Annotated in this window: 27 protein-coding genes and 1 tRNA gene; 20 read left to right on the top strand and 8 right to left on the bottom strand. The window is 30.1% G+C overall.

From position 1 onward, the window contains the following. The first annotated feature begins 6 nt into the window (after nt 1-6). The gene (locus WG950_RS06740; RefSeq protein ID WP_340935071.1) at nt 7-1050 is read left to right on the top strand and encodes an alkaline phosphatase D family protein; all 1044 of its coding nucleotides are present in this window, start codon (nt 7-9) and stop codon (nt 1048-1050) included. Nucleotides 1051-1089: 39 nt separating this feature from the next. On the opposite strand, the gene WG950_RS06735 is transcribed toward WG950_RS06740, so the two are convergent. Both WG950_RS06735 and WG950_RS06730 read right to left on the bottom strand, forming a co-directional pair. After that, nucleotides 1090-1716, bottom strand: a complete 627-nt coding sequence (locus tag WG950_RS06735) for a Crp/Fnr family transcriptional regulator (RefSeq protein WP_340935068.1) — start codon at nt 1714-1716, stop codon at nt 1090-1092. 164 nt (nt 1717-1880) lie between these two features. Further along, nucleotides 1881-2327, bottom strand: a complete 447-nt coding sequence (locus WG950_RS06730; protein WP_077811144.1) for a ferritin-like domain-containing protein — start codon at nt 2325-2327, stop codon at nt 1881-1883. A 305-nt stretch (nt 2328-2632) separates the two neighbouring features. Here WG950_RS06730 and WG950_RS06725 point away from each other — a divergent pair, with 305 nt between their 5' ends. The 4 genes from WG950_RS06725 (at nt 2633) to WG950_RS06710 (ending at nt 4607) form a co-directional block, all read left to right on the top strand. Continuing rightward, entirely contained in the window at nt 2633-3166 is a 534-nt protein-coding gene (locus WG950_RS06725) for a 30S ribosomal protein S16 (RefSeq protein ID WP_077811145.1), read from the top strand. 19 nt (nt 3167-3185) lie between these two features. After that, nucleotides 3186-3710 carry a ribosome maturation factor RimM gene (rimM, locus tag WG950_RS06720; RefSeq protein ID WP_340935067.1) on the top strand — a complete coding sequence of 175 codons (525 nt, stop codon included), beginning with the start codon at nt 3186-3188 and terminating at the stop codon, nt 3708-3710. Between the two features lie 2 nt (nt 3711-3712). Continuing rightward, nucleotides 3713-3799 (top strand) — tRNA-Ser (locus WG950_RS06715). Nucleotides 3800-3884: 85 nt separating this feature from the next. Then, complete coding sequence (locus tag WG950_RS06710; protein ID WP_340935065.1) at nt 3885-4607, top strand: tRNA1(Val) (adenine(37)-N6)-methyltransferase; 723 nt, start codon at nt 3885-3887, stop codon at nt 4605-4607. Nucleotides 4608-4616: 9 nt separating this feature from the next. On the opposite strand, the gene WG950_RS06705 is transcribed toward WG950_RS06710, so the two are convergent. Next, nucleotides 4617-5987, bottom strand: a complete 1371-nt coding sequence (locus WG950_RS06705; RefSeq protein ID WP_340935064.1) for a saccharopine dehydrogenase family protein — start codon at nt 5985-5987, stop codon at nt 4617-4619. Nucleotides 5988-6059: 72 nt separating this feature from the next. Here WG950_RS06705 and WG950_RS06700 point away from each other — a divergent pair, with 72 nt between their 5' ends. The 5 genes from WG950_RS06700 to WG950_RS06680 all read left to right on the top strand — a co-directional run bounded on the left by WG950_RS06700 (nt 6060) and on the right by WG950_RS06680 (nt 9258). Beyond that, nucleotides 6060-6440 carry a DUF423 domain-containing protein gene (locus WG950_RS06700; protein ID WP_340935062.1) on the top strand — a complete coding sequence of 127 codons (381 nt, stop codon included), beginning with the start codon at nt 6060-6062 and terminating at the stop codon, nt 6438-6440. Between the two features lie 93 nt (nt 6441-6533). After that, nucleotides 6534-8144, top strand: a complete 1611-nt coding sequence (gene pckA / locus WG950_RS06695; RefSeq protein WP_077811147.1) for a phosphoenolpyruvate carboxykinase (ATP) — start codon at nt 6534-6536, stop codon at nt 8142-8144. Between the two features lie 217 nt (nt 8145-8361). Then, entirely contained in the window at nt 8362-8694 is a 333-nt protein-coding gene (locus WG950_RS06690; RefSeq protein ID WP_079738169.1) for a YtxH domain-containing protein, read from the top strand. A 4-nt stretch (nt 8695-8698) separates the two neighbouring features. Next, nucleotides 8699-9046: a hypothetical protein gene (locus tag WG950_RS06685; protein ID WP_340935059.1), complete on the top strand. Its 348-nt coding sequence runs from the start codon at nt 8699-8701 to the stop codon at nt 9044-9046. 11 nt (nt 9047-9057) lie between these two features. Then, nucleotides 9058-9258, top strand: coding sequence for a DUF6327 family protein (locus WG950_RS06680; RefSeq protein ID WP_340935057.1), 201 nt, complete (start codon nt 9058-9060; stop codon nt 9256-9258). Nucleotides 9259-9351: 93 nt separating this feature from the next. On the opposite strand, the gene WG950_RS06675 is transcribed toward WG950_RS06680, so the two are convergent. Continuing rightward, complete coding sequence (locus WG950_RS06675) at nt 9352-10383, bottom strand: AraC family transcriptional regulator (RefSeq protein WP_340935056.1); 1032 nt, start codon at nt 10381-10383, stop codon at nt 9352-9354. A 149-nt stretch (nt 10384-10532) separates the two neighbouring features. On the opposite strand from WG950_RS06675, the gene WG950_RS06670 reads away from it, so the two are divergent. The 3 genes from WG950_RS06670 to WG950_RS06660 all read left to right on the top strand — a co-directional run bounded on the left by WG950_RS06670 (nt 10533) and on the right by WG950_RS06660 (nt 11932). Next, on the top strand, nt 10533-10973 hold the full coding sequence (locus tag WG950_RS06670) for a hemerythrin domain-containing protein (protein WP_340935054.1): 441 nt from the start codon (nt 10533-10535) through the stop codon (nt 10971-10973). A gap of 154 nt (nt 10974-11127) precedes the next feature. Next, a complete protein-coding gene (locus tag WG950_RS06665) occupies nt 11128-11577 on the top strand; it encodes a ferritin-like domain-containing protein (RefSeq protein WP_077811152.1) in 450 nt (149 codons plus the stop codon). A gap of 193 nt (nt 11578-11770) precedes the next feature. Further along, entirely contained in the window at nt 11771-11932 is a 162-nt protein-coding gene (locus tag WG950_RS06660; RefSeq protein ID WP_340935051.1) for a DUF1328 domain-containing protein, read from the top strand. Between the two features lie 53 nt (nt 11933-11985). Here the strand turns inward: WG950_RS06660 and WG950_RS06655 are convergent, their stop codons facing one another. After that, nucleotides 11986-12990, bottom strand: coding sequence for an App1 family protein (locus WG950_RS06655; protein WP_340935048.1), 1005 nt, complete (start codon nt 12988-12990; stop codon nt 11986-11988). 192 nt (nt 12991-13182) lie between these two features. On the opposite strand from WG950_RS06655, the gene WG950_RS06650 reads away from it, so the two are divergent. Continuing rightward, nucleotides 13183-13770, top strand: a complete 588-nt coding sequence (locus WG950_RS06650) for a hypothetical protein (RefSeq protein WP_079738176.1) — start codon at nt 13183-13185, stop codon at nt 13768-13770. A gap of 70 nt (nt 13771-13840) precedes the next feature. Here WG950_RS06650 and WG950_RS06645 read toward each other — a convergent pair whose 3' ends face one another. From WG950_RS06645 to WG950_RS06635, 3 genes are all read right to left on the bottom strand, one after another. Then, on the bottom strand, nt 13841-16129 hold the full coding sequence (locus WG950_RS06645; RefSeq protein WP_340935045.1) for a sodium-translocating pyrophosphatase: 2289 nt from the start codon (nt 16127-16129) through the stop codon (nt 13841-13843). 244 nt (nt 16130-16373) lie between these two features. After that, nucleotides 16374-16901 carry an inorganic diphosphatase gene (locus WG950_RS06640; RefSeq protein WP_340935043.1) on the bottom strand — a complete coding sequence of 176 codons (528 nt, stop codon included), beginning with the start codon at nt 16899-16901 and terminating at the stop codon, nt 16374-16376. 169 nt (nt 16902-17070) lie between these two features. Further along, entirely contained in the window at nt 17071-18111 is a 1041-nt protein-coding gene (locus WG950_RS06635; protein ID WP_302849550.1) for a pyruvate dehydrogenase complex E1 component subunit beta, read from the bottom strand. Between the two features lie 239 nt (nt 18112-18350). Between WG950_RS06635 and WG950_RS06630 the strand changes: the two genes are divergently transcribed. The 6 genes from WG950_RS06630 (at nt 18351) to WG950_RS06605 (ending at nt 24892) form a co-directional block, all read left to right on the top strand. Continuing rightward, complete coding sequence (locus WG950_RS06630) at nt 18351-19307, top strand: hypothetical protein (protein WP_340935041.1); 957 nt, start codon at nt 18351-18353, stop codon at nt 19305-19307. A 96-nt stretch (nt 19308-19403) separates the two neighbouring features. After that, the gene (locus WG950_RS06625; protein ID WP_340935039.1) at nt 19404-20150 is read left to right on the top strand and encodes an electron transfer flavoprotein subunit beta/FixA family protein; all 747 of its coding nucleotides are present in this window, start codon (nt 19404-19406) and stop codon (nt 20148-20150) included. Between the two features lie 102 nt (nt 20151-20252). Continuing rightward, nucleotides 20253-21209 carry an electron transfer flavoprotein subunit alpha/FixB family protein gene (locus WG950_RS06620; protein WP_079738179.1) on the top strand — a complete coding sequence of 319 codons (957 nt, stop codon included), beginning with the start codon at nt 20253-20255 and terminating at the stop codon, nt 21207-21209. Nucleotides 21210-21543: 334 nt separating this feature from the next. Beyond that, nucleotides 21544-22155, top strand: coding sequence for a bifunctional nuclease family protein (locus tag WG950_RS06615; RefSeq protein WP_079738180.1), 612 nt, complete (start codon nt 21544-21546; stop codon nt 22153-22155). A gap of 15 nt (nt 22156-22170) precedes the next feature. Beyond that, nucleotides 22171-23928, top strand: a complete 1758-nt coding sequence (locus tag WG950_RS06610; protein WP_340935037.1) for a NupC/NupG family nucleoside CNT transporter — start codon at nt 22171-22173, stop codon at nt 23926-23928. Between the two features lie 139 nt (nt 23929-24067). Continuing rightward, nucleotides 24068-24892 carry a thymidylate synthase gene (locus tag WG950_RS06605; protein ID WP_340935035.1) on the top strand — a complete coding sequence of 275 codons (825 nt, stop codon included), beginning with the start codon at nt 24068-24070 and terminating at the stop codon, nt 24890-24892. The last annotated feature ends 10 nt before the right edge of the window (nt 24893-24902 follow it).

Here is a 24902-nt window from a genome sequence, read left to right as displayed (position 1 = left end):
ATATCAATGAAAAAAATTATAATAATAGTATTTGTTGCTTTTACAGTATATTCATGTAAAACAACCTTTAAATCAACTGAAAACAATACAGCTTCAAAGCAATCTACAAACGATAAAACTGCAGATTTTACACTCGCTTTTGGATCTTGTAACAAACCGAATCAAAAGAATTTATTATGGGATGATGTTGCAGCTGTAAACCCAGATGTATGGCTTTGGGGAGGAGATATTATTTATGCAGATACAGAAGATATGGCTAAAATGGAAGCAGATTATAATCTTCAAAAAAAGCAAAAAGGTTATGATGCTCTTTTAAAACAAACAAAAATTTTAGGAGTTTGGGATGATCATGATTTTGGTGCAAATGATGCGGGTGTAGAATATCCGAAAAAAGAAAAAAGTCAGGAGTTATTGTTAGATTTCTTAGGAGTTGATAAAAACTCTGCTAGAAGAAATAGAGAAGGCGTTTATCATTCTGAAGTTATAAAAACGGCTAAAGGTTCGGTGAAAATTATGTTGTTAGATACTCGTTATTTTAGAACAGATATCAGTAAAAAAAGTGTAAACGGAGATCAAGAGAATCGTACGATTCTTGGGGAAAAACAATGGGCTTGGTTAGAAAATGAATTAGTTAATTCTAACGCACAGTTTAATATCATTTTAAGTAGTATACAAGTAATAGCAGAAAAGCATCCGTATGAAAAATGGGCAAATTTTCCGTTAGAACGTAAAAAAATGTTAGATTTAATTGTGTCTTCAAAAGCTAATAATGTAATTCTATTATCTGGAGATCGTCATATATCAGAGTTTTCTAAAGAAGAAGTAAGTGGTTTAGCATATCCGTTAATTGATTTTACTTCTAGTGGAATGACGCATGCAAGTAAGAATTTTACAAAAGAATACAATCCGGCAAGAATTGGTAAGGTTGTGTCGTCAATAAGTTTCGGAGTGTTAAAAATTAATTTTGACAAAAATAGTGTAGAAATGGAAATGCGAGGAGATGATGATACTTTGCAGCAAAAAATAGAGCAAGTTTATCCTTTAAAATAATTAAAAACGTTTACTCTAAATATTATTTAATTTCAGTATTTAAAAGACAAGCTGTTTTTCTTTTTGAAGTGTTGTAGCAACAGTTTGACGGGTGACTCCAATAAGGTCACCCATGTCTTTTTTAGAAAGTAGATTACTCAATAAAAAACGTTGTCCTTTTGTATTTGTAACTTCGATATTGTAATATTCTTGCAAAGACTTTACTTTATCTTCAATATTTTTTTCTTTAATCGTCTTTAATTTCACCTCTGCAGAACACCATCTTTTTACAATGTAAGAAATAAACCAATTTGTAACAGCGGGTTCTGTTGTGGTTAAGTTTTTAAAAAAATCTAAGTCATATAATCTTATTTTGCAATCGATTAAAGCTTTTGCGTATTCATTAAAAATACCATTTAGATATTTTAAATTACCAAAAAACTCATTATGAGGTAAAACTTCATATACAAAACTATCACCGTCATCAGAATAGCCACCTAATTTTACTGAACCTGTTATTATTTCGTAAATAAAATTGTCTTTGTTTGGTGGTAAATAGATGTAATCGTTCTTTTTTACATCAATCTCAAATATTAATTGATCATTAATTGGTTTGTTTAAACTTTGTAAATAGGGTAAAAGCTTAAAATCTTCAAAACCTTTATTAATCGGTCTAATATCGTTCATTATGTTGTTTAATTGATTTAGCAGATAAATGTAAATTTTTACGCATGCTCTAATGTTAAGCAATTATTATTTAACATCATTTTATAAAAAAAAAAGCCAATCCAATTAAGGATTGACTTTTAATTAACTAACTATTATCAAATTCAAATTTCACTATTTATTAACTATGCTAATTCTTCTTCGACCATTAAAATATTAATAGCTGATTGAATTTTTTGCTGTTGTTGTTCTAACATTTTTCTTGTTGATGGTGCAAAAGCATCTTCCTTTAAAATCTCTTTATACTCTTCTAAACTTGCTTTTTCACCTCTTAAAGCTTCCTCTAAAATTGCCTCTTCATCATTTGTACTAAATAAAGACTTTAAAGACATCCAGTTTCTGTGCATTGCACCTTTAAAAGATCCGTCATCTTCCGGAATTTGGCCGTAAGACAATATTTCTGTTCTTAATTCTTTAGCAAATTGGCTTCTTTCTGAAGCTCTATTTTTAAAGAAAATTTTTAAATTAGAACTTTCTACGTTTTCTGCAGAGTTTAAATATCCTTTCTCTGCATCGTAATTTTTCTCTAGTAATTCGTTTAACTTATTCGAAATTTTTTCTGTGTACTTCATTGTGTCATTTTCATTTTAATTTCAATATCGTTTTTTATAGATGTGTATTGTTTCGCATCTGCAACTCAAAGATACAAGCTAAATTAGAAGATAAAAGATGTTTAACAAGGTTTGTGATTTCTTAACTATTTTTAACGGTCTTAATGTTAAAATAGTGGGTTAAGCTTTAACATTTTTATCAAAATCATTGTGAGCCAATATAATAGTTGATTAATAGAAAAAAAGTTGTATTTTTGCGCCCACTTACCACGAGATGGTAAGATTATTAATAATCAAGGTCGAGAACCTTAAAAAATTAACAAATTATGTCTGTAAAAATCAGATTACAAAGACACGGTAAAAAAGGGAAACCATTCTATTGGATCGTTGCCGCTGATGCTCGTGCAAAAAGAGATGGTAAATACTTAGAAAAAATTGGTACTTACAATCCTAACGTAAACCCTGCAGAAATCAACTTAAACGTAGATAAAGCTGTACAATGGTTACAAAATGGTGCACAACCAACACAAACTGCAAAAAACATTTTATCTTACAAAGGTGCAATGTTAAAAAATCATTTAGCTGGTGGTGTTAGAAAAGGTGCTTTAACTCAAGAGCAAGCAGATGCAAAATTTGCAGCTTGGTTAGAGGCAAAGTCTACAAAAATAGCTGATAAAGAAGCAGGTTTATCTAAAGCTCAATCTGATGCAAAAGCAGCAGCTTTAGCAGCAGAAAAAGCAGTTAACGAAGCAAGAATTGAAGCAGCTAAACCAGTTGTAGAAGAGGTTGCTGAAGAAGTAGCTACAGAAGAAGCAGCTCCAGAAACTATTGATGAAGCAGCAGAAAAAGCAGCAGAATAAATTATAAAGTTATACGAATATGCGTAAAGAAGATTGTTTTTATTTGGGCAGAATCGTAACAAAATATAGTTTTAAGGGTGAAGTTGTTATCAAGTTAGATACAGACGAACCCGAGTTGTACAAAAATATGGAATCAGTTTATGTCGAATTTGGCACAAACCTGGTTCCATTTTTTATTGATAAAAGCTCGCTACATAAAGGTAATCAACTACGTGTGCAGTTTGAAGATGTTTACTCTGAAGAAGAGGCAGATTCAATTTTAAAATGTGGTGTTTATTTACCCACAACAATGTTACCAAAACTAACCGGAGATAAGTTTTATTACCACGAAGTAATAGGTTTTAAAGTGGTTGATGCTAATTTTGGCGAAGTCGGTACAATTGTTCATATAAATGACAAAGCTGCTCAACCATTATTTGAAATCGATAGAGATGGTAACGAGGTGTTTATACCAATGGTAGACGATTTTATTAAAAAAGTTGATAGAGAAAATAAAACTATAGAAGTAGAAACTCCTAACGGACTTATAGAGCTTTATCTATAAAAAGAGAGGTGCTAGAGCGGTCGAATAGGCTACCCTGGAAAGGTAGTGTGCTGGTAACGGTACCAAGGGTTCGAATCCCTTTCTCTCTGCTAAAAAAATATATATTTAAAATTTAATTATTTAAAAAGTTCTGTGTAATTAAACACAGAATTTTTAGTTTAAAAAACTAATATTTTGTCAAAACCATTTAGATTTAAAGAGTTTACGGTGCATCAAGATAAAACTGCCATGAAAATTGGTACAGACGGTGTTTTATTAGGAGCTTGGTGTTCTTTAGGTGAGTATCCAGATACTGTTTTAGATGTTGGTTCTGGTACAGGTGTTATTTCTTTAATGATAGCACAACGTTGTGATGCAATGACTATTGATGCTGTAGAAATTGATGAAGGTGCTTACGAACAAAGTGTAGATAATTTTGAAAAATCTGATTGGGCAGACCGTTTGTATTGTTACAATGCAACTTTTAAAGAATTTGCAGACGAAATAGAGGAGGAGGAAGAAGAGTATGATGTTATAGTTTCTAACCCGCCATTTTATACAGATAATTTCGAAACCGACGACAATGCCAGAAATCAAGCTAGATTTACATCGGCTTTATCATTTGAAGATTTAATAAGTAATACAGCAAAAATTTTATCTAAATCGGGTGTTTTTTCTGTAATTATTCCTTTTAAAGAAGAAACAAGTTTTATTGATTTAGCAAAAAAAAATCATTTATTTCCTACTAGAATTTGCCGAGTTAAAGGCACAGAAACATCAGAAATTAAAAGAAGTTTATTAGAGTTTTCTTTTATTGAAAAAGAATTTTCGTTAGAAAATTTAACAATAGAAATCTCTCGACATGAATATACAGAAGCTTATAAAAATCTTACAAAAGATTTTTATTTAAATATGTAAATTTATATGTTAGCCAATAACGTTATTTGGATTATAACCTAAATAAGGCACTTCTTTTTCTTTAAATTTTATTCCGTAATTTTCTAATTCTTTTAAAATTGGCTCGTACACTTCTTTAGAAATAGGTAGTTGTACTCCCGGAGTTTTAATTTCGCCTTTTAAAATCTTTAAAGCAGCAATTGCAACCGGTAAACCAACGGTTTTTGCCATAGCAGTATATTTTTGATTTTCGCCAATAACAACCAAGCTACTTTCTATTTGTTTTTTTTCTCCGTTTAATTCGTAACCAAATAAATGTTGCATAACAATCATGTCTTTATCATCTTCTTGCAATGTCCAAGAATCTTCTAAAATTTTTTGCAGCATTTGTGCAGGGGTTGCGTTTTTTAAACCAATAATTTTCTTAGGATTAAAAAGATCAAGCTCAACTAATTTTTGCCACATTATATCATCTTGATCAATTTTTAAATAAGAACGTAGTTTTAGTTCAACAGAATCTGAAGGTGAATAGGCTAAAAATAGATTTACAAAATCTCTGTAGCTCATTTTATCAGAATTTTCTATGATGTATGTATCATCTGTCATACCCAATTGCACAAAAATATTCCATGCTCTAGAAAAACCAACTTTTCTAATGGTGCCTCTGTACATTGTTGGTATGTTTTCTAAACCGTAAACATTTCTATATTTTAAAGAATCTCTGTTAGCATAGGCTTCAAAATTTCCGCTTCCATTAATTTTTAAAAACTCTGTACGTCTAAATAATTTATGATAAGGTATGTATTTGTAAGTTCCTTCTTGTATAAACATTGCGGCACCGCCTTGTCCTGCTAAAACTACATTTCTCGGATTCCAAGTAAATTTGTAATTCCATAAGTTAGTGTCGCTTTCTGGTGCTACTAATCCGCCTGTAAAAGATTCAAATAAAAGTAATTTGGCATTTTTTTCTCTTAATTTATCAAGAACTTGCATTGCACTCATGTGATCAATTCCTGGGTCTACACCAATTTCATTCATAAATACCAAACCATTTTCTTTTGCTTTAGAATCTAAGGCTTTCATTTCTTCGGATATATAAGAAGCGGTTACCAAATGTTTTTTTAATTTGATACAATCTTTTGCTACTTCAATATGAAATCTTGCAGGTAACATAGAAATTACAATATTTGCATTTTCAATACACTTTAAGCGATTTTCTTGATCAAAAACATCCAATTGAATAGCTTTTGCATTCTTTTGTTTTCCAATTAATTTTTTTGCATTATCAACAGATACATCACCTATTGTAATGTAGATATTTTCTTGTTCAGATTTGTCTAAAAGATATTTTATAAGAGAAGAACTAGATTTACCTGCGCCAATAATTAGAATGTTTTTCATGGAATAAGATGTATTTTTGTATGTAATACGAATATACATTAATTGTTTAAAATTAAACAAAAACCATTAAAAATGTTTAAAAATTTAATTATTACTAGTGTGCTTGGTGCTTTGGCTATTGTTTTAGGTGCTTTCGGCGCGCATGCATTAAAAGAAAGTTTATCTGCAACAGAGTTGCTTAGTTTCGAAACAGCGGTTAGATATCAAATGTATCATGTAATAGTTTTACTTTTTGTAAATACTTATAACGGATTTACAATTTCTCAAAAAAATAAGATAAGTTTATTTTTCTTTTTAGGAATTTTATTCTTTTCAGGTTCTATTTATGCAATAAATTTAACTTCAATTACGGCAAAATCTATTTGGTTTGTAACACCATTGGGTGGTTTGTTTTTTATAATTGGTTGGATTTTAATGATTACACTATTCGTAAAAAAAATATCAAATAAATAATATATTCATAAAAAAGAGGTAAATAACTTTTCTGTAAAAAAATATTGTTTAATTTTGTCGTGTAATAATAGAAACACAACTAAAATTATAGAAATGATAAATCTAAATACGAAATCGATTTCGTTAGAAAATTTAGGAATCAGAAATGCAACTGTTCGTTACCAATTAACTTCGGATGAACTGCATGCAGAAACTTTAGAAAAAGAACAAGGTGTAGAATCTTCTTTAGGCGCAATTGCGGTTAATACCGGAGAGTTTACAGGAAGATCACCAAAAGATAGGTTTATCGTAAAAGATGATATTACCAAAGACCAAGTTTGGTGGAGTGATATTAACTTACCATTTGACGCTGATAAATTTGATGCACTTTATAACAAAGTAACCGATTACCTTTCGGATAAAGAATTATTTGTAAGAGATTCTTATGCTTGTGCAGACGAAGATTATAAATTAAATATTCGCGTTGTAAACGAATATCCTTGGAGTAATATGTTTGCTCATAATATGTTTTTAAGACCTACAGAAGAAGAACTTAAAACATTTGATGCAGAATGGACAGTTGTTAATGCACCTGGTTTTATGGCAGATGCAGCGGTAGATGGTACACGTCAGCATAACTTTGCAATTTTAAACTTTACAAGAAAAATTGCTTTAATTGGTGGTACAGGATATACTGGTGAAATTAAAAAAGGAATTTTTTCTGCTTTGAATTTTATCTTACCAGTTTATAAAAACACTTTACCAATGCATTGTTCTGCAAACGTTGGTAAAGATGGTGATACGGCTATTTTCTTCGGATTATCTGGTACAGGTAAAACAACACTTTCTACAGATCCAGATAGAAGTTTAATTGGTGATGATGAGCACGGTTGGACTGCAGAAAACTCTGTTTTTAACTTTGAAGGAGGTTGTTATGCCAAAGTAATAAACCTTTCTAAAGAGCAAGAACCAGAAATTTTTGGAGCCATTAAAAAAGGAGCAATCTTAGAAAATGTTATTATGGACGATAAAGGTGAAATAGACTTTGCAGACATATCAATAACACAAAATACTAGAGTTAGTTATCCAATTTATCATATAGAAAATATTAAAAAACCATCAATTGGTAAAAATCCTAAAAATATTTTCTTTTTAACGGCAGATGCTTTTGGTGTGTTGCCTCCAATATCTAAATTAACACCTAACCAAGCTGCATATCACTTTATATCTGGTTATACAGCTAAAGTTGCAGGTACAGAAGCAGGTGTAACAGAACCAACACCAAGTTTTTCTGCGTGTTTTGGTGCGCCTTTTATGCCTTTACATCCAACTAAATATGCAGAAATGCTTAGTAAGAAGATGAAAGATGCAGGTGTAAACGTGTGGTTAATTAATACAGGTTGGTCTGGTGGACAATATGGTGTTGGTAGAAGAATGCCATTAAAATATACAAGAGCAATGATTTCTGCTGTTTTAAACGGCGATTTAGGAAGTTACACATACGAAGATTATCATATTCACTCTGTTTTTGGTGTGGCGCAACCTAGAAGTTGTCCTGGTGTACCAACGGAATTATTAAGTCCGAGAGCTACATGGAACAATGATGAAGCCTACTATAAAACAGCTTTTAAATTATCTAATGCATTTAGACACAACTTTAAACAATTTGAAGATGTAGCTAGTGAAGACATCCGAAGAGGAGGACCACAGCGTTATGCTTTTTAGATAAAAAAAACATATTTTTTTAATAAAAACACCTCTTTTTGAGGTGTTTTTTGCGTTTTTAAGCATATTTTTAATTAAAAATTGGTTTGAGTCAAGATTTGAAGTTATAGAGTTAATGTAAACTACTCTTTCAAATTATCTTTGCGGTGTACTTATAATGGTACAGAAATTGCAATAATTAGAACAACAGAGAAAGTTAACCATAAAAAAAATAAATATGAGCAATAGTAGCAACACAGTAGTAGGTTTATTAGCAGGTACAGTAATAGGGGCAACCTTAGGTATTTTATTTGCACCAGATAAAGGAGAAAAAACAAGAAAGAGAATTTCTGAAGAAGCGATTGCAGCAAAAGACAAAATGACAGAAAGAGCTTCCGAATTGCAAAGTCAAGTTTCTTCTACTGTTTCAGACAAAAAAGAAACTTTAGATACGCAATTAGAAAATGTAGTTTCTAACGTTAGTCATAAAGCAGAAGATGTAATTACTACTTTAGAGAAAAAGCTGAAAGAGTTAAAAGAGAAAAATAAAAAATTACAAAAATCTGTCTAAATAGATGAGCATTTTTAAAAGTTTTAGTAATTCTGCAGACAAAGGTACAGATGCTGGTAAAGAGTTTGTTTCAAAATCTTACGAGCATGCAAAATTAAAAGCGTTTCAAATATCTGCCTTAACTATAGGTATGATTGCTAAAATACTTTTAATAGGAGGTTTGGCTTTTATTGGCTTTGTTTTCTTATCAATATCGGCAGCAATAGCATTAGGAGAACTTTTTAACAGTAGTGCTTTAGGGTATTTAGCTGTAGCAGGAATTATAATTGTCGTTGCATTGCTTTGTTATCTTTTTAGAAAAACTTTAGATAAAAAAGTTATTAGTAAAATGTCTGATGTATTTTTTAATTAAATATAAAAGTTATGAAAAACTATACTAGTTTCGAAGAAATTGATAGAGACTTAAAGCAATTAGCTTTAGAAAGAGACATCGCATTAGAAGAACTAAAAGTTGTGAAAAATGATTTTGAAGAAAGCTTAAAGCCATTAAATATTTTAAGTAGTTCTCTAAAGTTTTTAAGTAAATACAGTGCTTTAGTGTTTATAAAAAAGATTTTTAAATAAAATATAACAGCAAAGTTATTCGATTGTTTTTATAATATTCGAATAAGTGGTTGGTTGATTGATGAACCTCAGCGTGAATGCGCTGAGGTTTTTTTATTGCTCTAATACTGCGGTTAATTTTTTCTTAAACTGATTAGGAGTAATATCATATTTTTCTCTAAATATTTTAGAAAAATAACTTCTGCTACTAAAACCGATTGAATATACTATTTGAGAAATATTTAAATCTGTAGTTCTAATTAAATCTCTAGCAGATTCTAATCGAACATGTCTTATATATTCTGTAACTGTTCTATTGTATAAAAATTTAAAACCATCTTGTAATTTCGATTGCGTTAAACCAGATTTTAAAGATAAATCTTCTAAAGAATAATCTTTTTCTGGTCTTTTTAAAATAAGTACACTTAATTTTCTAATAATTTTTAATTCGCTTTTATCTAAAGAAGTTGGTAGTGGTACACCAGCTAAAAGTCTATTATGTTGTTGTATGTGTAAAGACAATATTTCGTACACTACAGCTTCAATTTTAAGAATTCTAAGCATCCCTTTGCCTTTTACTTTTTTGAGCTTCTTAATTAAATCGGCCATTTTTAAATTAAGCGTACCATAATTAGAAAAACGATTTTCATGATCTGTATCAACAAAAACTTCATATAATTTTTTGTTTAGGCTAGAAACGTTAGAGGTTCTCTTTTGTAAAAATTGTTTTCTTACAATTTCTATTAAATTTAGATTTAAGTGTTCGTTTTTGATGAAATGTAGGTAATTATAACCGCCTGATTTATTTGTGAAAATTAAAGATTGAAATTGTTCTACCTTTTTTTCTGTATTGTCTACACCAAATCGATGTTTAAAAGAACCAACTGAAGGATATAAAAATCGGATAGGATTAAACTCTGGTTGCGCTAAGATTTTAAAAACAAACTCTTTTCGAAGTGTAATGTCAAAATCTAGTAGATTCACGCCCCAATCAAAAGGTACAAATCGTAAAGTGCCTATAGCATTTTCATTGTCTATGGTTAGAATACTTTCGTTCCAATTATTTATAATAGAACCGCCAATTTTTTGCTGTATTTGTTCAAGTAAATCTTTCTGACTGTTCGCAATTATATCAATTGTTATCATAATTAAATACTTGAAGTTACTGTAAATGTTCTACTTATAAAGATAACTTAAAATTATTTAGAAAAATCATATCGATTAATACTTTTAGGAAAAGAGCTAAAAAATTTTCGATTTCGGCTGTAAATTTGAACAAATAAAAAAAATATATCATGAACATTTACGAGGAAATAAGAATAGACCACGACAAGCAAAGAGAACTTTTAGACAAATTAGTTGATACTTCTGGAGACACAAGCTTAAGAGATCAATTATTTAAAGAATTAAAAGAAGAGTTAGAAGTGCATGCAAACGCAGAAGAACGTCATTTTTACAAGCCTTTAATTACTAATGATATGATGCAGGAAAAAGCAAGACACGGTATTGCAGAACATCATGAAATAGATGAGTTGATAGAAAAATTAGAAGAAACCGACTACGATTCTTCTGCATGGTTAAAAACAGCAAAAGATTTAAAAGAAAAAGTAGAGCATCATCTAGAAGATGAAGAACATCAGTTTTTTCAATTATCAGGTAAAGTTTTTTCAGAAAAAGAAAAAACTACTTTGGCAACTAGCTATAGAAAGTACATGAAAGAGAACATAGCTGTATAAATATCAAAAAAAACTCTAAAAATTTATAGAGTTAATTATAAAAGTATTTGCACTAATAGTTCTTTTAGATAAGAGCTAATTTTGAAATATCAAATAGATGTAAAGCGTTTGGCATCTTAAAACGAAACGAGCGTTCATTAAAAAAAATAGAAAAATGAATACTTACACACAAGAAGTTGGACAGAAATTAAATGCTCTTTTAGAGAAAACATACGATGCAGAAAAAGGATTTAAAAAAGCTGCAGAAAATATAGAGAACAATTCTCTTAAAATATACTTTAATAGAAAGGCAGAAGAAAGATATACTTTTGGGCACGAATTAAAAAAAGAAATCAAATCTTTTAACCAAGATGTAGATAAAGGTGGTAGTTTAACAGGAACAGCTCACAGAGCTTGGATGGACGTTAAATCTTTATTTTCTTTAGATGACGAAGAGTCTATGTTAGAAGAAGCAATACGAGGAGAGAAAGCTTCTATTGAAGAATATAATGATGTTTTAAAAGAAACAAGTTTACCAAGTAGTACTAAAGATGTGTTAGAATCGCAAAAAGCTACTATAGAAACAGGTCTTTACAATATTAAATCTTTAGAAGAAATATCATAAGATTTAAACTTTAGTTAGAACTCTAAAAAGATGCTGCAAAGCATTTTTTTTTTTTGTTAGAGTTACTTCTTGTGTTCTGTTAGAGTTAATAATCAATCTATTAGAGTTAAGTAAAGCACTATAAACCAAGTAAATTTGTAGTGTAAGAAATAGGAATATCTATTTATATATTAACCATTAAAACTTTAAAATTATGTTACGTTGGACAATCACATTTGTAGTAATTGCATTAATTGCTGCTGTATTAGGATTTGGAGGAATTGCAGGAGCTTCTGCAGGAATTGCTAAAATATTATTTTTTGTATTTTTAGTATTATTTGTGCTTTCTTTAATTAGAGGCGGATTAAAAAGATAAAACTAAAACTTTATATATAAATAAACTGTTTAATTAAATTTAAACAGTTTTTTTTATGCAATAAAATGATGTTTTTTTGCATGTTCTATAGCTTCTTTAGAAGAATCAACAATAAAAAATTCGGTGTCATTATAATTCTCTATCAATAACTTAATGCGTTCCATTTTTTTACTGTGTAGCACACTTCTTAAATAAATAGCTTTTATTTTATTGGGATAATTTTTAGTAATTTCCATATAAATATCAGCATCATGTTCACCCGCATCTCCTATTAAGATAAATTTTAAATCGTTATAAGTGTTAAGAATATTTCTAATTTCGTTTTGTTTTTGTGGTTTTTCTTCAATAGTTTTTTTCTTAAAAAGACTACCCGCAGTTCTTAGCAAAACAGCTCCTTCCGTAAAATTATTTTTTTCAAGAAAAAAGTCTAAATATCGATATAAATTCCAAGGACTATGACTAACATAAAACAAAGGGTTTGCGTTTTTGCCAGATTTACCAAGATGTAACAAGTTGTAAAATTCTGCAGCACCAACAAGCGCTTTCCTTTTTAAAGGCGAAACAAAAAATGTATTTATAAGTACACGCCATTTCATTCTAGAAATAACGCCTGTATGTAAAATGGTGTCGTCTATATCGCTTATAATTCCGTAGTCTACTGTCAATTTAGGTATCAACATTTTACCTAAAAATCTATTGTTTTTGGTAATTTTTCTGTTGATATTAGTATCGGTAAACGAAATTTCAAAGTTTAACCACCCTTCGGTATCAGTTAAACTAGTTAAATTATTTAAGGTCTCAGAAACTTCAAAATAACCTTTATTATCTGTTTTAGTTTCAATTTTATGGTTATTTGGTAATTGAATTGTTAAGGCTGTATTTCGAACTTCATCACTTTCAAAGCGTTTCCAGGTATTTACAAACAAACTAAAAATATTGTTTTTTTCTAGGTTGATATTTTCATCTTGTAAAGCTCTACCTCTAACATAAAAATGTGTATCGCTACCATAACTATTAAAAACAATTATTTGTAAAGGATCTTTACTGAAAAGTGACATGTATTATTAGGGTTTATAAATTAATTAGGTTCAAACAAAAATACTAATTGTATAGAGGAAGTAATGAATTTTCTTACTATTATTTGAGTTAAGAAGATTTTTTTTTGAGCTAATAAGAACTGTTAAATACCTTTAGTTTTGGCATGTGCTTTTATAAAGAGCATATTAAGTTTAACCAAAATTTTAAATATTATGAAAAAAATTATTATGACAATAATGGCAGCAACTGTATTGTATAGCTGTGATGTAGATCAAACGAAAAAAACTAAATTACCAGATGTAGATATTGATGTAGATACAGAAGCAGGACAATTACCATCTTTTGATGTAGATTGGGCAGATGTAAACGTAGGTACAACTACTAAAACTGTAAAAGTGCCTAAAGTAGTGGTGGTAATGGAAGAAACAGAGGTAGAAGTGCCTTATGTAGACGTAGATATGCCAAATGATGATGATACGTTAGAAAAGGAAGAGCAAACTTTAATGGTAGAAGTAGAAGTTACAGATAAAGAGCACAAGATTGACATTAAAGAGATTAGAGCCATGAACAATAATTTAGTTGTTATTTCTATGTTAGAAGAAATGGATCAATCTATAAATGATAAAAAGATGAGAATCTCAGATCAGATTACATTAAACGCGCCAGATTTAAATGTAAAATATTATATTGTTGGTGAAAAACCAGATAGAATTTTTAATACAAGATATAAGTATTTTAAAACAATAGAAGACTTAAACCAAAAAATTGGTGATGATTACAAAGTAATTTATAAGAAATAATTTATCTTATTATTGATAAAAAAAGCTGCAGTTAATGCAGCTTTTTTTATGCTCTTATTTTTAAAGTATTTTATTTCAAGTTATAACTTTTGTTTACAGTTTCAGTTTTAGAAACTTTTGCAAGTTTATTGTCTTTTTGCTTTATTATTATTTCTTTTTTAACCTCTTTACCTTGAACTTTATTTTCAGTATGTCCACCTAAAATAGGAGCTATAACCAAACCAATTAAACAAGTTAATTTAATTAAAATATTCATTGACGGACCAGAAGTATCTTTAAAAGGATCTCCAACAGTATCACCGGTAACAGCTGCTTTGTGTGCATCAGAACCTTTATACGTCATTTCTCCATCAATTTCTACACCAGCTTCAAAAGATTTTTTTGCATTATCCCAAGCTCCACCAGCATTATTTTGAAAAATTGCCCATAAAACTCCAGAAACTGTTACACCTGCCATATAACCACCTAACATTTCTGCGATAGCTAATTTATCCATACCAAAAGCCAAAGGAAGAAATGCTATTACTAAAGGGAAACCAATAGTTAATAATCCTGGTAACATCATTTCTTTTAAAGACGCTTGTGTAGATATTGCTACACATTTATCATATTCTGGTTTTCCTGTGCCTTCCATAATACCTGCAATATCTCTAAATTGTCTACGAACCTCTTGTACCATTTCCATAGCAGCTTTACCTACGGCATTCATTGCCAAAGCAGAAAAAACAACTGGTACCATACCGCCAACAAATAACATTGCTAAAACCGGAGCTTTGAAAATGTTAATTCCGTCTATTCCTGTAAATGTTACATACGCAGCAAAAAGCGCTAAAGAAGTTAAAGCGGCAGAAGCAATCGCAAAACCTTTTCCTGTTGCAGCTGTTGTATTACCTACAGAATCTAAAATATCTGTACGCTCTCTTACAATTGGTTCTTGCTCGCTCATTTCTGCAATACCACCTGCATTATCAGAAATTGGCCCGAATGCATCAATAGCTAATTGCATAGCTGTAGTTGCCATCATTGCAGAAGCAGCTAATGCGACTCCATAAAAACCAGCAAAAGCATAAGAAGCCCAAATTGCACCAGCAAATAATAATACTGAAGGAAAAGTTGAAATCATACCTGTTGCTAAACCTGCAATAATATTTGTACCTGCACCTGTAGAAGATTGTTGCACAATTTTAAGAATAGGAGATTTTCCTAGACCGGTATAATATTCGGTTACAGATGAGATTACTGCACCTACAATTAAACCTACTAAAGTTGCGTAAAACACTCTCATAGAAGAAATTTCTTGTAGACCTTCACCAAAAAACTCCATAGTCATAGTTTCTGGTAGCATCCAAGTAACTAAACCAAAACAAGAAAGACCAACTAAAATAATAGAAGTCCAATTTCCTTTATTTAAAGCTCCCATAACTTGAGATTCTTTAGCGTTGTTATCACTAATTTTTACCAACATTGTACCGATAATAGAAATTATAATTCCAGCACCTGCAATTGCCATTGGTAATAAAATAGGGCCAATTCCTCCAAAAGCGTCGTTTATACTTCCGCCCATATCTTTAATAACATAATTACCTAAAACCATTGCTGCCAATACGGTAGCAACGTAAGAACCAAATAAATCGGCTCCCATACCTGCAACATCACCAACATTATCACCAACATTATCTGCAATAGTTGCTGGGTTTCTAGGATCATCTTCGGGTATTCCTGCTTCTACTTTACCTACTAAATCTGCACCAACATCTGCAGCTTTTGTGTAGATTCCGCCACCAACTCTAGCAAAAAGAGCAATCGATTCTGCACCTAAAGAAAAACCAGCTAAAGTTTCTAGAACAATTGTCATATCGGTGGTAGAAGTCCAGACTCCGCCCATAAATTTTTGATAAAAAACAATAAAGAAAGCAGTTAAGCCTAATACAGCCAAACCTGCAACACCAAGTCCCATAACAGTACCACCGCCAAAAGAAATTTTTAATGCATTTGGTAAACTTGTTCTGGCTGCTTGTGTAGTTCTAACATTTGTTTTTGTAGCTATTTTCATACCGATATTACCTGCAAAAGCAGAAAAAACAGCACCAAATATAAAAGCAACAACAATTAAGATGTGAGTGGTTGGTACAATAAAAGAAACTGCTGCTAGTGCAATACTAACAATAACTACAAAAATTGCTAATAGCTTATATTCTGCGCTTAGAAAAGCAAGCGCACCTTCATAAATGTAATCAGAAATTTCTTTCATTTTACCGTCTCCTGCATCTTGTTTCATTACCCAAGTTTGTTTAATCCACATGTAGATTAAACCTAATACTGCCATTGCAATCGGCATCCAAATCATTAGTGATTCCATATATTAAATTTATTTGATTAGTTAAAAAATGATTGTAAATGTAATAAATTCAATTTAAAGTGTATAAAAAAATAAATTTCACATAAAATAGGCTTAAAATAAAGGATTATGTAATTTTTTTGATAGTTATTCTGAATAATTGATTTGTGGTAATATGATAAAAATATGACTTGGAATAAAGTTTGAAACAAAAAAAAACTCTTTAAAATTATTTAAAGAGTTTTAAAATACTTATAACATGTATTTAGATTTTAAATTGATCTACTTTTTTGTAGTCGCTTTCTTCATATCTTTTTACAGATTCAGAGAATATTTGGTAAGCCTCTTTAGCATCTCCCCATCCACCAACATCTACTTTTTTCTTTTCTAAATCTTTATAAACTTTAAAGAAATGTTCTATTTCTTTTAATCTATGAGGATTTAAGTCAGAAATATCACTTTTATTGTTCCAGATAGGATCTGAAATTGGCACACAAATAATTTTTTCATCTGGTCCTTTTTCGTCAGTCATATGAAATACACCAATTGGTTTTACTTCGATAACACACATAGGAAAAGTTGGCTCGTGACCTAATACTAATACATCTAACGGATCATCATCTAAAGCTAAAGTTTCTGGTACAAAACCATAATCTGCAGGGTACATCATAGAAGAAAATAACATTCTATCAAAACGAATCTTATTTAAATCAAAATCATACTCATATTTATTTCTACTTCCTTTAGGTATCTCTATTAAAACATCAAAAGTCTTCTTATCTTCTGAACTCATAAATTTCTTATTTATCTTTTAAACTTATTGCAAAAGTAGTAAATCTTATAAGTTTTTCAATATATTTTATAGTGTATTTGCGCAATGGTTTTCGAACTTATCTAGAATTTAAAAATCCTTTTTTCAAACTAAGAAAAAAGGATTTTTAAAATTTATGTAAAATTATGTATTAAATATACATTACTTCTTTTACTGCTTTTATAACATCTTGTGCATTCGGAATCCATTTTTCGAATAAAACCGGAGAGTAAGGTGCTGGTGCATCTGCAGTAGTTATTCTTTTGATTGGAGCATCTAAATAATCGAATGCTTCGTTTTGAATTCTATATGTAATTTCTGACGCTACACTTGCAAATGGCCACGCTTCTTCTAACACTACCAATCTATTTGTTTTCTTTACAGAAGTTAAAATAGCTGCGTGATCCATTGGGCGCACAGTTCTTAAATCTATAATTTCAACAGAAATATTGTCTTTTGCTAATTCGTCTGCAGCTTTGTAAGCTTCTTTAATAATTTTACCAAAAGAAACAATAGTTACATCTGTACCTTCTCTTTTAATGTCCGCAACACCAATAGGTATAATGTACTCTCCTTCCGGAATTTCCATCTTATCACCATACATTTGTTCAGACTCCATAAAAATTACCGGATCATCATCTCTAATAGCTGCTTTTAATAATCCTTTAGCGTCGTATGGGTTAGATGGTACAATAACTTTTAAACCAGGTGTGTTTGCAAACCAGTTTTCAAATGCTTGAGAGTGTGTTGCTCCTAATTGACCTGCAGATGCAGTTGGTCCTCTAAAAACAATAGGACAATTGAATTGCCCACCAGACATTTGTCTAATTTTTGCTGCGTTGTTAATAATTTGATCAATACCAACTAAAGAGAAGTTAAAAGTCATGTATTCTACAATAGGTCTATTGCCATTCATAGCAGAACCAATTGCAATACCTGCAAAACCAAGTTCTGCAATAGGAGTATCTATAACTCTTTTTGCACCAAACTCGTCTAACATTCCTTTACTAGCTTTATAAGCTCCATTATATTCTGCAACTTCTTCACCCATTAAGTAAATGCTTTCATCTCTGCGCATTTCTTCGCTCATGGCTTCACAAATTGCCTCTCTAAATTGAACTGTCTTCATTGAATCTAAATTATTGTTTGTTTTTTGATAAGCAAAAGTAAGGAATTTATGAGTAAATAAAATGTACTTTTATATCAAAAATAGAAGAATTTTATATTTTGAACATGTTTATTGATTTTGTTAGTAAAAAAAAGTTTTTTTTAATTGTATATATAATTATAAATTCACTTTTTGTTTTAAAGTATTCAAATAGAATAGAGGGGTTACCTAGTTTTATTTTTATGCTATTTTATATTGTTTTAATTATTTTTAGTCTATTACTGTATAATAAAGTAAAAGCAATTTTAAACAATGTTAAAAAAATGAATTTTATCTTGTTTGCTTTTTCTTTGTGTTTTTTTTGCTTGTTGATGTTTATTAATTTAAAAGTAGACGGATTAAGCTTAAATACGGATAGATGGTCTGCTTTAGAGGTTTTAATAAAAAGTATTTTAGAAGGAAAATATCCTTATGCTATTTTAGATCATTTGGGCAATACTACCTCTAACTTACCAGGTTTATTTTATGTTGGGTTGCCATTTTATTTGTTAGGAGATGTTGGTTTTTTACAACCATTTACTTTTTTGTTTTTGTCTATATTTATTATACTTTCTAAAATTAAAAATGATGAAAAGGTTTTTATTTTTTTACTATTTACGTTAGCACCTTCATATTTTTGGGAAGTTATTGGTAAAAGCGATTTGATGAGTAATTGTATTTTAGTCCTTCTTTTTATTTCAATTTGGCAGCAAAAATTCAAGAATAATATTTTTAAACAGTCCTATTTAATTGCATTCTTTTCTGCTTTTTTAGTATTAACAAGAGGTATTGTCGCAATACCCTTAACCATATTTATGTTTTCAGAATTTATAAAAGTAAAACCTTATAAGAAGTTGCTTTTTATTTTATGTTTTTTAATGTCATTAATTTTTATTTCATTACCTGTTTTTATAGACTTACCAAGTTTAACATTCATAAAAGAACACAATCCGTTTAATCATCAAACCAGATATGCTCCAAAGATTTTAATCTTAATTTCTCTATTACTTCCATTCGTTTTTTCGTTTAAAGTTAAAAATAGTAGTGATGTGTTTTTGTTTTCAACCTATATTTTATCAGGATTAATGTTTGTTACTTTTATATTAAATGTAATTGAGGAAGGTTTTTATGCAAACATACATGGTAATTTATTTGATATTTCGTATTTGTCTATGATACTTCCATTTATTCTCATGTATTTTTTAGAAAAGGCTAAAAATCTAAACAACAATTTATCTTAAATTGATAAATAAATAAAAAAATACTATGCACGCATAGTATTTTTTAAAAAAAAGCCGTAATTTCGTCAACAAGAAAAGAATATAAAATTATAATTTATGAAAATATTAGTTTGTATTAGTCACGTACCTGATACCACTTCAAAAATTAATTTTACAAATAATGATGCTGAGTTTGATAAAAACGGTGTGCAGTTTGTAATTAATCCTTATGACGAATTTTGTTTAACAAGAGCAATGTGGTTTAAAGAAAAGCAAGGTGCTACAGTAACGGTTGTTAATGTTGGTGGTGCAGAAACAGAACCAACGCTAAGAAAAGCTTTGGCAATTGGTGCAGATGACGCTATTAGAATAAATGCAAAACCAACAGATGGGTTTTTAGTAGCTAAAGAATTAGCAGAAGTTGTAAAAAACGGTGGTTTCGATTTAGTTTTAGCAGGTAAAGAATCTGCAGATTATAATGGTCAAATGGTACCAGGAATGTTAGCATCATTAATAGATTTTAACTTTGTTAACGGTTGTGTAGAGATGGAAGTAGACGGTACAAGCGTAAATGCAAAAAGAGAAATTGATGGTGGTACAGAATCTTTAGCAACAACTTTACCATTAGTAGTTGGTGGACAAAAAGGTATTGTAGAAGAAAAAGACTTGCGTATTCCTAACATGAGAGGAATTATGATGGCACGTAAAAAACCATTACAAGTAGTAGAAGCTACTGGCGCAAATGCATCAACAAATATTCAAACTTACGAAAAACCAGCACCAAAAGGAGCTGTTAAATTAGTAGATGCAGATAATTTAGATGAGTTAATTAACTTATTACACAACGAGGCTAAAGTTATTTAAGTTTCGGTAAAAGTTTTACATTCTAAATTTTATCAAAAAAATAATTAAAAATTCATTTTCTCTAAGCGCTTTAATGCTTTAGAAAATATAAAAATAAAAAATATGTCAGTTTTAGTATTTGCCGATTCAACAGACGGAAAATTTAAGAAAACTGCTTTTGAAGTAGTTTCTTACGGAAAAAAAGTTGCAGAACAGTTAGGTGAAAATGTTGTTGTTTTAACAATAAACGCTGCTGATTCTTCAGAATTACATAAATATGGTGCAGAAAAAGTTTTAGCGGTTTCTAACGATAGTTTAGCAACATTTAATGCAAAACAATATGCAGCAGTAGTACAACAAGCAGCAGCAAAAGAAAGTGCATCTGTTGTAGTTGTAGATTCTAGTATAGATGGTTTGTATTTAGCACCTTTAGTAGCCGTTTCTTTAGAAGCAGGTTATGCATCTAATGTAGTTGCTGCACCATCTAGTACAAGTCCTTTTACAGTAAAAAGAAAGGCATTTTCTAACAAAGCATTTTCTAATACTGTAATTTCTACAGACAAAAAAGTTATTGGTTTAGCAAAAAATTCTTTTGGTATACATGAGAATGCAGTAGAAGGAACTGTAGAGGCTTTTGATGCAGAAGTTGCTGCATCAGGCGTAACATCAGAAAATATAGAAAGAGTAACCGGTAAAGTAACAATTGCAGATGCAGATACTGTAGTTTCTGCTGGTAGAGGTTTAAAAGGACCAGAAAATTGGGGAATGGTAGAAGAGTTAGCAGAAGTTTTAGGCGCTGCAACAGCTTGTTCTAAACCAGTTTCAGATTTAGGTTGGAGACCTCACGGAGAGCATGTTGGGCAAACAGGTAAACCAGTTGCTTCTAATTTATATATTGCAATTGGTATTTCTGGTGCAATACAGCATTTGGCAGGTATAAATGCATCTAAAGTAAAAGTAGTTATTAACACAGATCCAGAAGCACCATTTTTTAAGGCAGCAGATTACGGAGTTGTAGGAGATGCTTTTGAAGTTGTACCTAAATTAATAGAAAAATTAAAAGCGTTTAAAGCTGCTTAAAAATAGTTTGGGCGTGCCCAAATTATGAAGTAATAGCATTTCAAAAACCTATCAGAATTTATTGTTTTGATAGGTTTTTTTAAATTAAACAATTTCTAAAATCATAATTTCGTCAGGCTTTCGCTACTCGCTTTTTGTTTTGTTCCATTTTATTTCACAAAACAAAAGAGCTCAAACAATAGCTCTATCCTTCAGGCAGGCTTTATTATAACTAAAAAAGTAAAGTATAAAAAATAACTGTTTTCACTATCTAATTTTTTAGTAAATTGTGCCCTTAAAAATTAGCCTAAAATAATTTTAAAAAAAGCTAATTTTATTTCCCGCAGAAAGATATATGAGTTTAATAAAACTAACCATAAAAGGAATTTCTTACAGCCAAACACAAACTGGTGCATACGCATTAGTTTTAAGTGAAATGGAAGGAAGTAGAACTTTACCAATAATTATTGGAGCCTTTGAAGCACAATCTATAGCCATAGCTTTAGAAAAAGAAATAAGACCACCTAGACCATTAACACACGATTTGTTTAAAACCTTTTCAGATAGATTTCAAATAGAAATAAAAGAGGTAATTATTCATAAATTAGTAGACGGTGTTTTCTTTTCTAGTTTAATTTGCGAAAAAGACGGAGAACAAGAAGTTATAGATGCAAGAACATCAGATGCAATTGCAATTGCAGTACGTTTTCAAGCACCAATTTATACCTACGAAAACATTTTAGACAAAGCAGGTGTTTATTTAAAAATTGAAGAAGAATTAGGTTTAACAGATGATGCTGAAGATGAAATTACATCAGAAATTGATACAATTTTAGAAGTAGATAAATCAGATTCTTATGCAGAAAAATCTATAACAGAGCTAAATCAAGAGTTAGACAAAGCAGTTGCTAATGAAAATTATGAATTGGCAGCAAAAATTAGAGACGAAATTAGTAAACGGTCTTAACACGAAACTTACCTTATGAAAAATATATTTTTAATTGCCTTTTGTTTTATTTCAATTTCAATTTTTGGGCAAGATTTAGAACAAAATTGGACCTTTAATTCAGTAAAAAAATCAGACGGGACATCTTTACTTCAATCAGAAGAAACAAAAGTTTTTTCTTTATCCGATGGTAAATTTCAACTTCCTGCATACGCATATAAACCAGCTTCTACAGGAACTTACTTAAGACAAAATAATCTTATAATTCTTAATGCTACAACACCAAAAGAAGAATTAAGATATTTTAATATTGTATCTTTTGATAATGCAAGCTTGGTTTTATCTGAAGGAGATGTAACATATACATTAGCATCGCCAGAATATACTAAAATTGTATTAGCAGAAACAGATAACGTAACACCAATTAAAAAGGTAGAAGAAGTAGAAGAAACAAAATCAGTTGTAGAAAATGAAGGTATTATAGAAAGTGGTAGCTTTACTTTTACGAGTTTTTGGCGTGGTGCATTAGGTATGTTTTCTTTAATTGTAATCGCTTTTTTATTTAGTTCTAAAAAGAAAGCTATCGATTGGAAAAAAGTAGGAATTGGTTTAGCGCTACAGTTAATTATTGCAATTGGCGTTTTAAAAGTATCTTTTATTCAGAAAGCATTTGAATTGGTTGGTAAGCTTTTTATTGAAATCTTAGAATATACAAAAGCTGGAAGTAAGTTTTTATTTGATGGTTTAATTGCAGATATGGACACGTTTGGATACATTTTTGCTTTTCAAGTTTTACCTACAATTATATTTTTCTCTGCATTAACTTCACTGTTATTTTATTTAGGAATTATACAATGGATGGTTAAAATCTTAGCAATTGTATTGTCTAAGTTTTTAGGTATTTCTGGTATGGAAAGTTTATCTGTTGCAGGTAATATTTTCTTAGGACAAACAGAAGCACCATTATTAATTAAAGCATATTTAGAAAAGATGAATAAATCTGAAATGCTTTTAGTAATGATTGGCGGAATGGCAACAGTTGCCGGAGCAGTATTGGCTGCTTACATTGGCTTTTTGGGTGGCGGAGACAAAGAATTAGAATTGGTTTTTGCAAAGCATTTATTAGCAGCGTCTGTTATGGCAGCTCCTGGTGCAATTGTAATTTCTAAAATTCTATATCCGCAAACAGAAGAGGTAAATACAGATGTTACCGTTTCGCAAGAAAAAATAGGTTCTAATATTTTAGATGCAATTGCAAACGGAACAACAGAAGGTTTGCGATTGGCTGTAAATGTTGGTGCAATGTTATTGGTTTTTGTAGCTGTAATTGCAATGATAAACGGAGGTTTAGGTTTAATAGGAGATTTAACTTCTTTAAATGAAATTATAGCAAATAATACAGCATATGATCAGTTGTCTTTAGAGTTTATTTTAGGATATGTTTTTGCACCTTTAATGTGGTTAATAGGTGTGCCAACAGAAGATATGACACTTATGGGGCAATTATTAGGTATTAAACTAGCAGCAAGTGAATTTGTTGGTTACATACAGTTAGCAGAATTAAAAAATGTTGCAAATGCAACACATTTAGCATATAATAAATCGATAATTATGGCGACTTATATGTTATGTGGTTTTGCGAATTTTGCTTCAATCGGTATTCAAATTGGTGGTATTGGTTCTTTGGCTCCTGGTCAAAGAAAAGTATTGTCAGAATTCGGAATGAAAGCATTAATTGGTGGTACAATTGCCTCTTTAATGTCTGCAACTATTGCAGGTATGATTATTGGTTAAGACAAAAAAACTATTTTTTAAATAGTTAATAACTTTAAAATATTATTTAAAAAGCTTCATAAAACCATTTGAAGCTTTTTTTATTTTTACACTTATTTATTTTAGAAAAATAAATCTAATTAACACTTTACATCATAAAATGAAACAATATCACGATTTAGTAAAGCACGTTTTAGAAAACGGAAACGAAAAAGGAGATAGAACAGGTACAGGAACAAAAAGTGTTTTTGGTTATCAAATGAGATTTGACTTAAGTGAAGGTTTTCCGATGGTTACCACAAAGAAATTACACTTAAAATCTATAATTTATGAACTTTTATGGTTTATAAAAGGAGATACAAATATTAAATATTTGCAGGAAAATGGCGTAAGAATCTGGAATGAGTGGGCAGATGAAAACGGAGATTTAGGTCCTGTTTATGGGCATCAATGGCGTAATTGGAATAGTGATGAAATTGATCAATTAAAAGATGTAATTGCAACTTTAAAAGAAAATCCAAATTCTAGAAGAATGATGGTTTCTGCTTGGAATCCTTCTGTAATGCCAGATACGTCAGTTTCATTTTCTGAAAATGTAGCGAACGGAAAAGCAGCTTTACCTCCTTGTCATGCTTTTTTTCAGTTTTACGTAGCAGACGGAAAATTATCATGTCAATTATACCAAAGAAGTGCAGATATATTTTTAGGTGTACCTTTTAATATTGCTTCTTATGCTTTATTTACAATGATGGTTGCACAAGTTTGTGGTTATGAGGCAGGAGAATTTATTCACACATTTGGTGATGCTCATATTTATAATAATCATAAAGAACAATTAGAATTGCAATTGTCTAGAGATTTAAGGCCTTTACCAAAAATGAAAATGAATTCGAATATAAAAAATATTGAAGATTTTACATTCGAAGACTTCGAATTGTTAGACTACAATCCGCATCCTCATATAAAAGGAAAAGTTGCCATTTAAATAAAAAAGA

Origin of the sequence: Polaribacter marinaquae, assembly GCF_038019025.1 — a bacterium.
In the GTDB taxonomy this organism is placed as follows: domain Bacteria; phylum Bacteroidota; class Bacteroidia; order Flavobacteriales; family Flavobacteriaceae; genus Polaribacter; species Polaribacter marinaquae.
The sequence above is the reverse complement of the archived record's forward strand: the minus strand, read 5'-3'. Positions and strand labels throughout refer to the sequence as shown.

What these genes read in the sequence shown, in the direction of transcription:
- WG950_RS06740 (WP_340935071.1), top strand. Translation starts at nt 7, where the DNA reads ATGAAAAAAATTATAATAATAGTATTTGTTGCTTTTACAGTATATTCA.
- WG950_RS06735 (WP_340935068.1), bottom strand. Translation starts at nt 1,716, where the DNA reads ATGAACGATATTAGACCGATTAATAAAGGTTTTGAAGATTTTAAGCTT.
- WG950_RS06730 (WP_077811144.1), bottom strand. Translation starts at nt 2,327, where the DNA reads ATGAAGTACACAGAAAAAATTTCGAATAAGTTAAACGAATTACTAGAG.
- WG950_RS06725 (WP_077811145.1), top strand. Translation starts at nt 2,633, where the DNA reads ATGTCTGTAAAAATCAGATTACAAAGACACGGTAAAAAAGGGAAACCA.
- rimM (WP_340935067.1), top strand. Translation starts at nt 3,186, where the DNA reads ATGCGTAAAGAAGATTGTTTTTATTTGGGCAGAATCGTAACAAAATAT.
- WG950_RS06705 (WP_340935064.1), bottom strand. Translation starts at nt 5,987, where the DNA reads ATGAAAAACATTCTAATTATTGGCGCAGGTAAATCTAGTTCTTCTCTT.
- WG950_RS06700 (WP_340935062.1), top strand. Translation starts at nt 6,060, where the DNA reads ATGTTTAAAAATTTAATTATTACTAGTGTGCTTGGTGCTTTGGCTATT.
- pckA (WP_077811147.1), top strand. Translation starts at nt 6,534, where the DNA reads ATGATAAATCTAAATACGAAATCGATTTCGTTAGAAAATTTAGGAATC.
- WG950_RS06690 (WP_079738169.1), top strand. Translation starts at nt 8,362, where the DNA reads ATGAGCAATAGTAGCAACACAGTAGTAGGTTTATTAGCAGGTACAGTA.
- WG950_RS06685 (WP_340935059.1), top strand. Translation starts at nt 8,699, where the DNA reads ATGAGCATTTTTAAAAGTTTTAGTAATTCTGCAGACAAAGGTACAGAT.
- WG950_RS06680 (WP_340935057.1), top strand. Translation starts at nt 9,058, where the DNA reads ATGAAAAACTATACTAGTTTCGAAGAAATTGATAGAGACTTAAAGCAA.
- WG950_RS06675 (WP_340935056.1), bottom strand. Translation starts at nt 10,383, where the DNA reads ATGATAACAATTGATATAATTGCGAACAGTCAGAAAGATTTACTTGAA.
- WG950_RS06670 (WP_340935054.1), top strand. Translation starts at nt 10,533, where the DNA reads ATGAACATTTACGAGGAAATAAGAATAGACCACGACAAGCAAAGAGAA.
- WG950_RS06665 (WP_077811152.1), top strand. Translation starts at nt 11,128, where the DNA reads ATGAATACTTACACACAAGAAGTTGGACAGAAATTAAATGCTCTTTTA.
- WG950_RS06660 (WP_340935051.1), top strand. Translation starts at nt 11,771, where the DNA reads ATGTTACGTTGGACAATCACATTTGTAGTAATTGCATTAATTGCTGCT.
- WG950_RS06655 (WP_340935048.1), bottom strand. Translation starts at nt 12,990, where the DNA reads ATGTCACTTTTCAGTAAAGATCCTTTACAAATAATTGTTTTTAATAGT.
- WG950_RS06650 (WP_079738176.1), top strand. Translation starts at nt 13,183, where the DNA reads ATGAAAAAAATTATTATGACAATAATGGCAGCAACTGTATTGTATAGC.
- WG950_RS06645 (WP_340935045.1), bottom strand. Translation starts at nt 16,129, where the DNA reads ATGGAATCACTAATGATTTGGATGCCGATTGCAATGGCAGTATTAGGT.
- WG950_RS06640 (WP_340935043.1), bottom strand. Translation starts at nt 16,901, where the DNA reads ATGAGTTCAGAAGATAAGAAGACTTTTGATGTTTTAATAGAGATACCT.
- WG950_RS06630 (WP_340935041.1), top strand. Translation starts at nt 18,351, where the DNA reads ATGAATTTTATCTTGTTTGCTTTTTCTTTGTGTTTTTTTTGCTTGTTG.
- WG950_RS06625 (WP_340935039.1), top strand. Translation starts at nt 19,404, where the DNA reads ATGAAAATATTAGTTTGTATTAGTCACGTACCTGATACCACTTCAAAA.
- WG950_RS06620 (WP_079738179.1), top strand. Translation starts at nt 20,253, where the DNA reads ATGTCAGTTTTAGTATTTGCCGATTCAACAGACGGAAAATTTAAGAAA.
- WG950_RS06615 (WP_079738180.1), top strand. Translation starts at nt 21,544, where the DNA reads ATGAGTTTAATAAAACTAACCATAAAAGGAATTTCTTACAGCCAAACA.
- WG950_RS06610 (WP_340935037.1), top strand. Translation starts at nt 22,171, where the DNA reads ATGAAAAATATATTTTTAATTGCCTTTTGTTTTATTTCAATTTCAATT.
- WG950_RS06605 (WP_340935035.1), top strand. Translation starts at nt 24,068, where the DNA reads ATGAAACAATATCACGATTTAGTAAAGCACGTTTTAGAAAACGGAAAC.